We start from the raw sequence: 12,030 nt of genomic DNA on the forward strand, positions 1-12,030 counted from the left end.
ATCATCGAGCTAATTTACATCCAGCTGTATAAACGATTGGGATTGAAAACACCATTCGGATCAAAGGCGTGTTTGAGGCGTTGGTGGAGCTTTTGGAGCGCCTCAGACTGAGTATGAAAGACCTCCTGACTCCTGTTACCACCGCGATAAAGGCTGACTTGACCACCTGCGGCCTCAGCAAGCGCTTCTAATTTGTCCACGGTAAAGTTGCCACGAAGCCAGCGCTGTGATCCTCCCCAATCAATCAGCCAATCTTCCTCTGGTAGCATATGCGCCGCGCTACTTTTTACAGAAAACCGCCACAATGAGGACGCGTCTAAGAAATAATCCAATTGCTGCTCACGAAGCATTGACCAAAACGTATCTGTATCCTCTAATATTGCGCCTTGCCACTGGTTGACAGTACTGTCTACAGCACTTCGCGCGCCTGCCAAGCGCAAATATAAATGATTGTCAAACCAACACGCCCCTGTCAAGGGTTTGGATTTTCCTGAGAGACGATTCATGGTATCAATTGCCTTTGCAGCGTCCATCTCCTGCTTAATAGTCACAGTGGCGGCAGGCTTAGGCATGACTTTTAGACTGACTTCAGTGATGATACCCAAAGTGCCCATTGCGCCTGCTTGCATCCGTGAGACATCATAACCGGCGACGTTTTTCATCACCTGACCGCCGAAGCGCAGTTCTTCTGCATGGCCATTAATCAGGCGAATGCCTAAGACATGGTCTCTTATTGAACCGCTCCAAGGTCTTGCTGGGCCTGATAAGTGGCAAGCCAATGTGCCGCCCAAGGTTGCTTGTCCGTCAAATGTCGGTGGCTCAAATGCTAAGCACTGATTGTGTTCTGCTAAGGCGCTATTAATCTCAGTAATTGAGGTGCCAGCACGGGCAGTTAGCACCAATTCGATCGGCTCATAACTGAGAATACCTTTGTGCTCGCTAAGACTGATGGGGTCGCCTATTGGCTCACGTCCCATAAACTGCTTACTGCCCCCGCCCATGATTTGTAGGGCTGTGCCGTCATGGCTGGCTTGCATTACTCGCGCAATCAGCTCTTGACTGATGTCTGTCATGCCAGATCTCCTTGCTGTGGTTGAGAGTCATGGTTGTGTTGCGTTCTGTCAAGGGTACGGTACTCTTGACAGCGCTTGAGCACTGGAATGCCCTTACCTGGATTTAGCGTACCGATTGGGTCAAAGGCGTGCTTGATTGCATGAAATTGTGTCAGCTCTTGATCGTTAAACTGAATCGTCATTTGGCGGATTTTTTCGACGCCAACCCCATGCTCACCAGTTATACAGCCGCCTACCTTGACGCAAAGCTCTAAAATACGGCTGCCGAACTCTTCAGTGCGCTCAAGCTCTCCTGGGACATTGGCATCAAATAAGATAAGCGGGTGCAAATTGCCGTCCCCAGCATGAAACACGTTGGCGACGCGCAGACCGTATTCATCTGAGAGTTTTTGCATTTCGGTTAGGACATGGGCAAGTTGGCTACGCGGAATGGTGCCATCCATGCAGTAGTAGTCAGGGGATATTCGTCCGACAGCGGGGAATGCAGATTTTCGACCTTTCCACAATAATGCGCGCTCCGCCTCACTTTGCGAGACACGTGTTGTGGTTGCGCCAAGCTCGATAAACAGCTGCTCAACCTCTGCAATCTGTTCTTGAACTTCCGCCTCGCTACCATCTAACTCACACAGCAGCAAAGCTTGGGCGTCGATTGGATAGCCTGCATGAGCAAATGCTTCGGCGGCTATGATGGCAGGGCTGTCCATCATCTCAAGTCCGGCTGGAATAATACCTTTGGCAATCACGCCGCCGACCGCATCCCCTGCGGTCTGAACATTGTCAAAAGCGGCCATAATGACCTGAGCCTTTTCAGGGCTAGGTAGCAGCTTGACCGTCACTTCAGTAATCACTCCAAGTAGACCTTCAGAGCCACTAATCAGAGCCATCAAATCAAAGCCGTTGCTATCAAGACCTTCACTACCAATAGTAATGAGATCCCCCTCGACTGTGACCATCTCAACTTTTAATAAATTGTGAGTGGTCAGACCATATTTGAGACAATGGACGCCGCCTGAGTTTTCGGCGACGTTGCCACCGATTGAGCAGGCAATCTGTGAGGAGGGGTCTGGGCCATAATACAAGCCATATTGACTTGCCGCCTCACTAATAGCAAGGTTACGGACACCTGGCTGCAAACGTGCGCTACGGGCAAGTGGATCAATATCAAGAATATGTTTAAATCGTGACAACACCAATAAGACGCCATCAGGGTTGGGCATTGCACCTGCACACAAACCCGTACCGGCACCGCGTGCAACCACAGGGATTTGATAGCGATAACAGATTCGCATGACCTCACAAACTTGCTCAACGGTTTTTGGGAGCACCGTAATGAGTGGCATATCGCAATATACCGATAAGCCATCACACTCAAAAGGCTTTTGAGTCTCCTCATCATTGATCACGTACTGAGGCTCAATAAAATCGCGAAACAGCTCTACTAAAGCAGCTTTATCAGGTCTTTGGCTCTGATTCATGGTGGCATTCCTTTGCTCACTAAATTGTCGACACTCACTGTATTATTATACAGATGACCTTAAGCTTATAATAAAAGGGAAAGATTAGCTATCAATATATTAGTTAAAACTGAATAAAATGATATGTAATGTTTTGAATTAGTAGGAATTAAGCTTGTTTGTGGCTGTATTGAATAAGCGAGCAGGGGCTGGCAGGGTTACAATAAACGCTGTAAATCCAGTACTGAAAACGGATAATCTAAGCGTTTTGTCGGTGTCAAGATGACGGGAATAGTCGTCGCAAATTCCATCATAAGCGGTTCAGAAAAATCAGCAATATCGACAGGCTCGTAAGTAAAACGTTGCACCGCTTGCAATTGGGTTATCAGCTGTTCAGCAATATCACATAAATGACAACCTGAGGTACCGAGTAGCCACCATTTGGTCATATTTTCAGGAGATCCAAGTTCAGGTTTTTCTTCAATCATACGGGCACGCAATGCGCTTATATTGTTATTCTCGTACATAGCTACTCTCTTATGTTAATCCTAAATGCAAAGCTTACAAATTCAACGTTCATTTTTGCTGAGTTTTTTACGTGTACTCATATGACATGATAAAGAAGTGGGGTAAATAATGACAGCGATTGTGAGATTAGGTAAGATGAGCTGCTATTTATGCTTCTTTCCTTTAGAGTCACCCTGATTGGCTGCGCGCTTCTTATTTTCTCTTCTTATCTTTTCAATCACTTGGACAACACGCATGACAAGTTTTGGCAAATTTATCAAACGACTCTTATTGGCATTGATGGTGTTGGTCATCGCCTTCCATGTGCTGGTCGCAGGACTGCTATTAATTTGGAAAACGCAGCCGATTAATAACAGCATGTTTATGCTCACCCATCGCATTACGGGCGGTGATGTTAGCCAAACGTGGGTTGATTATGACGCGATTGCCAAGTCTGCCAAACAAGCCGCGATTGTCAGTGAGGATTCGACATTTAGCCAGCATAATGGCTTTGATATAAAAGGTATCAAGGCGGCACAGAAAAAAAACGAAGCGAGTGGCAAGATGTCGGCGGGCGGCTCAACCATTACCCAGCAATTGGCTAAAAACTTATTTTTAACCTCGCATCGCTCTTATACTCGTAAAGCCGAAGAGGCTGTTCTCACTATAATGATTGAAACCTTATGGGATAAGCGGCGAATTTTGACCGCGTATTTGAATGTGGCAGAGTTTGGTAATGGTGTTTATGGTGTCGAGGCAGCCGCTCAGTATTATTTTGATAAATCAGCTGCTAATCTCAATCGTGACCAGTCAGCCTTATTGATTGCGATGCTAACCAATCCAAAATACTATGAAAGTCATCAAAGCGATAAACGCCTGCGTAATAAACAACGTATTATCAAAAAACGTTTGAAAAATGCGGTATTGCCACAATCTGCTTAAATGTAGCTAGAATTAACGGTAATAATAGAATAATACTTAAAAAGTATAGTATAAAAATACTGATAGGATAAGATTGATATAAAAATGATAACAGTAATAGGAGTGGAGCGTGGTAGAGATGGATAATAAGCACAGTAATAGTGATAAGACCACTGATGTTATTGAGACATATATTGATGCGAATAATGATGTCAATAGAGAGAGTGACACAGATAAAGTAGACGGTGCCATTAATACCAGCAATCCTCTTACCGATGAAAGCCTTATTAATCCGTATGGCAACCAAGCTTTAACCGAAATTGAATGGCAACGCTCAGAAGATGGCAATTATTCACCCAGCAGCTATATCAATCGTGACTTGTCTTTATTACAGTTTCATCTGCGGGTCTTAGCACAAGCGGCAGATCCCCACCATCCTTTGCTTGAGCGTCTCTTCTTTTTAATGATTTTTTCATCCAATATCGATGAGTTTTTTGAGATTCGCGTTGCTGGTATCATGCAAAAGCTCAATCTGGGAGATGTGTCGACCAGTGTACATGGTATGCGTCCTAGTGAAATTCTTAATGAAATATCAGCGGTGACTCATGATGCCATCGCTGAGCAATACCGTATTTTAAATGAAGATATCTTGCCGGCTCTGGCACTTGAGGATATTCGTTATTTAAAGCGCGATGAGTTGAATAGCGAGCAATCCGCATGGATGAAGCGCTATTTTACTGAGCAAGTATCGCCAGTATTGACACCTATTAGTATTGATCCTGCCCATCCATTCCCGCGCTTGGTGAATAAAAGCTTGAATTTTATTGCGACTTTAGAGGGCAAAGACGCCTTTGGTCGCGATATCAATTTGGCTATCGTACCCGCGCCGCGTAGCTTGCCGCGCGTGATTCGTCTGCCTGATGAATTGACTGGTGGCAAAGAGCACCATGTGATGCTATCAGCGATTATTCATGAGCATATCGGTGAGCTATTCCCTGGTATGAATGTCACCGGCTGTCATCAGTTTAGGCTGACGCGTAATGCGGATTTGGACTTGGCAGATGATGTTGATGACATTGCCAAAGCCTTAGAAGGTGAGCTTGAAAACCGCCGCTTTGGTGATAAAGTGCGCCTTGAAGTCACTACTGAATGCCCAACGCTAATTAGTGATTATTTGCTTAATGAGTTTGAGCTGCATGACAACCAATTATACCGCGTCAATGGACCTGTCAACTTAACGCGTTTGCTGTTTGATTTTAATATCCCATCATTGCGTTATCAGCCCTTTACGCATGTGATACCAAAACCGTTTCGCCGCGAAGTCGACAAGCTTGATAAAGCAACCAGTATGTTTGCTGCCATGCGTAAAGGCGATGTATTGGCGCATCATCCGTTCCATGCGTTTTCGCCGATTATTAATTTGCTTTGGCAAGCTGCCAGTGATCCAAAAGTATTAGCGATTAAGCAAACGCTTTATCGTTCAGGCACCAATTCAGAAATTGTCAAAGCGCTAGCCGCAGCAGCACGTAATGGTAAAGAAGTGACAGCAGTCATTGAGTTACGCGCGCGTTTTGATGAGGCGTCTAATATTGCTGTTGCCAACTATTTACAAGAGGCAGGGGCAGTAGTGGTCTACGGTATTGTTGGCTACAAAACCCACGCTAAACTTATGCTCATCGTGCGCCGCGAAGAGGGGAAAATGCGCCGTTATGTGCATTTAGGCACGGGTAATTATCACGCAGCAAATGCTAAAGTCTATACCGATTATGGATTATTCAGTGCGGATCCTGATATCTCAGAAGACGTCCACAAGATATTCCAAGAGCTGACCGGCATGGGTAAACCTGCTAATCTCAAAAAGCTATTGCATGCACCATTTACCTTGCATGATAAATTGATGAGTTTTATCGATGATGAGATTACTCATGCCAAGGCGGGCAAGCGGGCTCATATTATTGTTAAAGTAAACGCCTTAACCGAACGTCGTTTGATTGATAAACTATATGATGCGTCACAAGCAGGGGTCAAAATTGAACTGATTTTGCGCTCCATATGCTGTCTGCGTCCGCAAGTGAAGGGTCTGTCTGAGAATATCACCGTACGTTCTGTTATCGGTCGTTTTTTGGAGCATACTCGCATCTATTACTTCTATAATGATGGTGATGAGCGCTTGTACTGTGGCAGCGCCGATTGGATGGATCGTAATTTGTTCCACCGTGTAGAGGTAGCGTTTCCGATTGAAGATAAAAAATTGTCTAAGCAAATTTATCAAGATGGACTGTTGAGTTACCTCCAAGACAATAAGCAAGCGTGGACACTTAGCGGTGACGGTAACTGGCAACGAACCAAGCCAGCAGCGGATGAAGCGCCTCACATTGCTCAAGAGCATTTATTAAAGGTGATTAATCGTGTTGGCGAGCCGGTATAACTGTCTTGTTTATTAGCGGTTATTAAGTTGATTAATCTCATTTAGTATTTTTAATGTTATCCACTTTTTTCAACAAATATAACAGCCAAGCATAGGGATTACTCTGTGCTTGGTTTTTTTTGCCTACCAATTCTACTTTCTAGTTACAAACTGTCTGGTAAGCTCACACTTATTCACATATTTATACGGCAGTACACTGGAGAGCGTATCAAATTTATTCTTATAATTAGATAGATATAAAAATTCACTCTTATAACGTATCTCAATAAGAAAACAGGATTTCACCATGAGTCACACCAACAATAATAGCTCAGATAATAATAGCTCAGATATCAAAAAAGCCGCTGAGCAAGCAGACAGCCAGCAGATTGAGAAAAATTTAGAAAATGGCAAGCCAGTTGATGCACCAGAATTATTAACAGAAGAAGAGCAAACTTCTTTTATCAACGATGATTTACGTACAGACAAATAGTTAGCAAAAAATTATTGAACCCCATACTAGTAAAGCGAGGGAAATGCCATGTCACATGATAGTCAGTCAGACAATATTCAAACTAACAACATGCACCCAAATAATGAAAAGCCCGTATCCGTCAACGATCCAGCGAAGCTGCATCCAGATAATCCATCGGACAGTTATGAAGGTCGTAAGCATGAACCCGAAATTGATGGACCTCAGCAGGAGTCGCAGGAGACGGATGAGATATACGCTGACCCACGCAAAGAAGAAAATCTGCCTCCAGGTGGAAAAAATGTTGGCGATCTAAACGCCTATGATTTATCACAAAAAGGCAATGAATAGTTTTTCATTGTCTTGACTCTCTTAACTCTCATATAAATGATCATTGTCAGATGGGTGATGATGAAGAAATAACAAGAAAGATAAATTAAAAATAAGGATATTACGATGGAAACGAAAGATCCGGCATTAACCAAAACGCCTATCAACAGTAATGATGGTCATATCGATAATATGCCTGCGCGCACGGTCGACACCAGCGCAGCTCATGATAATACGGAAAAAACCACCGAGACATTTCAAGAAACAGTCATTGGCACTAGATATGCGAGCGATGATATCGAGCATGGTGACCATACACATGAAGACATTCATCATAATAGTCATAACGTGATGTCTACCGATGATAGTATTGAAAATCATACCACCACTAATAAAGGGACTGATACGTTTCAAGAGAGTGTTGTAGGCTCAGAACATGTCAATGATGGCGATAATGCTGCCCGTCAGCCAGACCGCCGCGATCAAGAGGGCAATGCTTTTGATGATGGTATCAATGAACATACCACTATTGATCAAGGGGCTAAAAGCGTAGGGATTAATGATTTAAATCGCTATGCAAATATTGATAACGCTCAAACCCGTGTGTTAAATCCGGATGAAAAAGATTTTTAAAACATTTAGACAATTCAGATAACTTGAAAAAGGTGCTGCAAGTAATGATGTACGATACGTCGCTTGCAGCACCTTTTTTTGTTTTGTTGATAGCATAGTCGATTGAATTTAAAAAGAACACAGTACTGCTGGGATAAATTTTTCGAAGCCTCTGGAGTGCGAAGCGCATAGCAAGCGAGAGAAATTTATCCCAGCATAATGCTATTCTGAGCGTAACTCTTTTATATTGAACTCACTATAGATTTAATAAATTAGAGAGCAATAGGGTCGCCGCTATGAAAGCGCAGCTCAGTATCTGGAGTTGATATCAGCTCTGCTTCTACTTCTTTAAAGAATACCACACGCTCATCGATACTGTCATCAGACAATGACTGCGCTAGTGCCAAATAATCTTCAAAATGACGGCTTTCTGATTTTAATAAATAACGATAGTATTTTGCCAAACGCTCATCATTGATAACCTCAGAAAGTGCCGCAAAACGCTCACAAGAACGTGCCTCGATAAATGCACCAATAATCAGCACATCTACCATTGCAGCGGGTTCATAAGTACGCTTGTGTTTTAGCATGCCTTTGGCATAGCGTCCAGCACTTAGATATTTCCATGCTTGCCCGCGCTCATTCATAATGCCGAGCACTTGCTCATAGTGCAGCATTTCTTCACGTATCAATTGTGCCAATTTACGCTGTAAATCATAAGAGAACTCATAGCGAAAGATGAGATTCATCGCGGTACCGGCGGCCTTTTTTTCACAATTGGCATGGTCTTGAATAATCAGCGGTAAGTTATTAACAGCGGCGTTGACCCAAGCTTGTGAGGTTCGTGCGCCCAAGAAATCAAAAATAGGCGATAAATCTACCTTTAGTGGCATGCTGAGTTGGGTGATAGAAATGATATCAACGCTATCATTACTACTGCTATCTTCAGAATCTATTGCAGATTGACTCCCTACTGTAGTTGAAGGCTCAGATTGTAAGTTAGAAGTGGTTTTAGGTATGGATGTATTTTCTTGGTTTATGGTCATGGTTGGCTTAGACTTTATCGACGAGTGGATGAATAAAATAATGAAAAAAAGTAGATATATACGCGCTATATGTATTTAAACTCTTCAGACTACTTTGATATGATAGATAACTGTTACGCATAAATTAATATCGTAATGATTACTTACAGTTTATACTTATGAGTAACTCAGGAGGATAGGATAGTAAGATAATCGTTGCTAACGCATATGGTATATAGACTATCATTTATCTACAGCACAAGCATTTAGTTACTAAATGGAGTTTCCTTGTTTATTGCCTTATTTGGTAGTAGGATAATATTTTGCTTTTAACGTATTTTGTCTTACTATTGCTTGTCAGCTGATAGCAGGTAGCCAATAGTATATCAACTATCAATCGCGTCTCAAAATCTAAGGTTTATAGCCTATCTTTATGTAAAACCTATCTAGATAATACAACGTTAAACACCGCTCAAATAATGACAGCCGAGGTAACGCAGCAGTAAATTTACTTGGCTTGTAGCTTATTTATTACTTTACAACCCTGCTTTATGCGCCCTTTTGCATGACTGTGTACATGGACGAGGTATGTTTGAGCAGCCCAGTATCAACAAATCTAACAAACAGATAAGGATAACAGTATGAGCCAGTCTTCTAATGCCAATCGCGTTCAAAAAGGCATTCTTGCCATTGATCAGCAGCTGTTCGATTTTATCGAAAATGAAGTGCTGCCGAAAGTCGGTATTGATTCAGACGGTTACTGGTCAGGTTTCGAAAAGGTCATCAAAGAGTTTACGCCACGTAATAAAGCACTGCTTGCAACGCGTGCTAAGATTCAAGGACAGATTGACCAATGGCACCTGCAACATCCTACCAAAAATGGCGATATTGATTATCCAGCGTACAAAGCATTTTTACAAGAAATTGGCTACCTGTTGCCAGAAGGCGAAGCGTTCAGTGTCAGCACAGAAAACGTCGATGATGAGATTGCCCGTATTGCAGGACCGCAGCTGGTAGTACCAGTACGTAATGCCCGCTATGCGTTGAACGCCAATAATGCGCGTTGGGGCAGCTTATATGATGCTTTATATGGCACCAATGTTATCAGTGATGAAAATGGTCAAGAAGCAAAAGGTGGCTACAATCCAACACGTGGCGCAGCCGTCGTCGCTTATGCCAAAAAATTCCTAGATGAAAACTTTGCCTTAGCATCAGACTCTTATAGCGATGTAACAGGTTTTAGAGTCGTTGATGGTAAGCTTGAAATTGCGCAAGGCGATAGCAGCGCGCAACTAAAAGATGCCGGACAGTTTGCAGGTTTCGTAGGCGACGCTGATAGTCCTAGCGCTGTGTTACTAAAGAACAATAACTTGCATGCTGAGATTCAAATTGATGGCAATCATCCCATTGGCAAAGATGATCCTGCACATATCAAAGACGTGTTATTAGAGTCGGCGCTGACTGCGATTCAAGATTGTGAAGACTCCATCGCTGCTGTTGATGCAGAAGAGAAGGTTGAAGCGTATCGCAATTGGTTTGGCTTGATGAATGGCGATTTGCAAGAAACCTTTGAGAAAGGCGGCAAGACCCGTACGCGTAAACAGAATCCTGATCGCGAATATACTACGCCAGAGGGTGATACGCTGACCTTGCCAGGTCGCTCGCTTTTATTGCTACGTAACGTCGGCCATCTCATGCAAAATCCATCGATTTTGGTAGATTTAGGCAATGGTCAAGAAGAAGTTTTCGAAGGTTTAATGGATGGTTTGATTACGCCTTTATTATCATTGAATGATTTAAAGGGTAAAACCGAGCTATCAAACTCACGTAAAGGTTCAATGTATATTGTGAAACCAAAAATGCATGGTCCTGATGAGGTGAAGATGGCGAATGACTTATTTAACGCCTCAGAAGACCTACTGGGCTTAGAGCGTTATACGATAAAGATCGGCATTATGGATGAAGAACGCCGTATGACGGTCAACTTAAAAGAAGCCATTCGCCAAGCAAAAGAGCGTGTTATTTTCATCAATACTGGCTTCTTAGATCGCACAGGTGATGAGATGCACACCAGTATGAATGCAGGTCCATTTGTCCGCAAAGGCGATATGAAGTCGCAAACGTGGCTGCCTGCTTATGAGCAATGGAACGTCGATATCGGTCTTGAAGTAGGCTTACAAGGTCACGCGCAGATTGGTAAAGGCATGTGGGCAAAACCTGATGAAATGCAAGAGATGATGGAAAGCAAAATAGCGCACCCACAAGCAGGCGCTAGCACAGCTTGGGTACCATCACCAACGGGCGCTACTTTGCATAGCATGCATTACCATGAGGTCAATGTTGCCGACGTGCAAGACAGCTTAAAATCCCGTGAGCGTGCCAGCTTAGATGATATCTTGACCATTCCATTGGCTAAAGATAGCAACTGGACAGAAGAAGAAAAGCAGCAAGAGCTTGATAATAACGCTCAAGGTATCCTAGGTTATGTCGTACGCTGGGTAAACCAAGGCGTTGGCTGTTCTAAAGTACCAGATATCAATGATGTAGGTCTAATGGAAGACCGTGCAACCTTGCGTATCTCAAGTCAGCATATCGCTAACTGGTTGCATCACGGCGTGGTAAGCGAAGAGCAAGTCATGGATACCATGAAGCGTATGGCGAAGATCGTCGATGAGCAAAATGCGGGCGATAATGGCTATCAGCCAATGGCCAATAACTTTGATAATTCTTACGCCTTTAAAGCTGCCTGCGATTTGGTCTTTAAAGGTCGTGAGCAGCCAAGCGGCTACACTGAGCCATTATTGCATCAAGCGCGTTTAGACTTAAAAGCCAATACGCATTGCTAATTCCTTATTTATAAAAGCCATTTTAGGGCTACTTATCCATGGTTAAGTAGTCCTTCAATACTTAGTATTACTCAAGCATATTTAAAGCAATGTATTTCTACTTTATTTATAAAAGTTACCCCTATTTGCCAATGGCAAGTAGGGGTATTTTTTTGTTTTTATCTAAATAATCATTAAACCTTAGATTAAATATGGGTTTAAGGATTTTTCGTCATCAAAGACTTAAAAATATGTTGCAAATTATGTCAAAGTTGTTATGCTTATACTCGAAGTATGAGTTTGGTAACGGATGTTACGCAGTAGGACGCATAAGACTTAAGTTTACATGGCAGTTACGTTGTTTAATCCCAGTCATGTGAGTCATGGTTTTTTATCTTACTGTT

General features: G+C 43.0%; 10 protein-coding genes. 6 read left to right on the forward strand and 4 right to left on the reverse strand.

Annotation, left to right across the window (positions count from 1 at the left end; translation table 11 throughout):
- Positions 1-14: 14 nt before the first annotated feature.
- The 3 genes from glcE to JMX89_RS03280 all read right to left on the reverse strand — a co-directional run bounded on the left by glcE (position 15) and on the right by JMX89_RS03280 (position 3,054).
- Positions 15-1,073 (reverse strand): glycolate oxidase subunit GlcE, encoded by a 1,059-nt coding sequence (gene glcE / locus JMX89_RS03270; protein ID WP_201550827.1) that lies wholly within the window; start codon positions 1,071-1,073, stop codon positions 15-17.
- Entirely contained in the window at positions 1,070-2,548 is a 1,479-nt protein-coding gene (locus tag JMX89_RS03275) for an FAD-linked oxidase C-terminal domain-containing protein (protein ID WP_201550829.1), read from the reverse strand. The genes glcE and JMX89_RS03275 overlap by 4 nt, the downstream gene beginning before the upstream one ends.
- 197 nt (positions 2,549-2,745) lie before the next feature.
- Positions 2,746-3,054: a glutaredoxin family protein gene (locus JMX89_RS03280; RefSeq protein ID WP_201550831.1), complete on the reverse strand. Its 309-nt coding sequence runs from the start codon at positions 3,052-3,054 to the stop codon at positions 2,746-2,748.
- Between the two features lie 235 nt (positions 3,055-3,289).
- Here JMX89_RS03280 and mtgA point away from each other — a divergent pair, with 235 nt between their 5' ends.
- The 5 genes from mtgA (at position 3,290) to JMX89_RS03305 (ending at position 7,797) form a co-directional block, all read left to right on the forward strand.
- Positions 3,290-3,976, forward strand: coding sequence for a monofunctional biosynthetic peptidoglycan transglycosylase (gene mtgA, locus JMX89_RS03285; protein ID WP_201550833.1), 687 nt, complete (start codon positions 3,290-3,292; stop codon positions 3,974-3,976).
- Positions 3,977-4,094: 118 nt separating this feature from the next.
- Positions 4,095-6,383: a polyphosphate kinase 1 gene (gene ppk1 / locus JMX89_RS03290; RefSeq protein WP_227672997.1), complete on the forward strand. Its 2,289-nt coding sequence runs from the start codon at positions 4,095-4,097 to the stop codon at positions 6,381-6,383.
- A 286-nt stretch (positions 6,384-6,669) separates the two neighbouring features.
- Entirely contained in the window at positions 6,670-6,855 is a 186-nt protein-coding gene (locus JMX89_RS03295) for a hypothetical protein (RefSeq protein ID WP_201550835.1), read from the forward strand.
- A 48-nt stretch (positions 6,856-6,903) separates the two neighbouring features.
- Positions 6,904-7,185 carry a hypothetical protein gene (locus tag JMX89_RS03300; protein ID WP_011514201.1) on the forward strand — a complete coding sequence of 94 codons (282 nt, stop codon included), beginning with the start codon at positions 6,904-6,906 and terminating at the stop codon, positions 7,183-7,185.
- A gap of 105 nt (positions 7,186-7,290) precedes the next feature.
- Positions 7,291-7,797: a hypothetical protein gene (locus JMX89_RS03305; protein ID WP_201550837.1), complete on the forward strand. Its 507-nt coding sequence runs from the start codon at positions 7,291-7,293 to the stop codon at positions 7,795-7,797.
- 251 nt (positions 7,798-8,048) lie between these two features.
- On the opposite strand, the gene JMX89_RS03310 is transcribed toward JMX89_RS03305, so the two are convergent.
- Positions 8,049-8,669 (reverse strand): tRNA-(ms[2]io[6]A)-hydroxylase, encoded by a 621-nt coding sequence (locus JMX89_RS03310; RefSeq protein ID WP_227672998.1) that lies wholly within the window; start codon positions 8,667-8,669, stop codon positions 8,049-8,051.
- Between the two features lie 773 nt (positions 8,670-9,442).
- On the opposite strand from JMX89_RS03310, the gene JMX89_RS03315 reads away from it, so the two are divergent.
- Complete coding sequence (locus JMX89_RS03315; protein WP_201550841.1) at positions 9,443-11,647, forward strand: malate synthase G; 2,205 nt, start codon at positions 9,443-9,445, stop codon at positions 11,645-11,647.
- Positions 11,648-12,030: the final 383 nt, after the last annotated feature.

Origin of the sequence: Psychrobacter sp. DD43, assembly GCF_904846555.1 — a bacterium.
Lineage (GTDB): Bacteria > Pseudomonadota > Gammaproteobacteria > Pseudomonadales > Moraxellaceae > Psychrobacter > Psychrobacter cryohalolentis.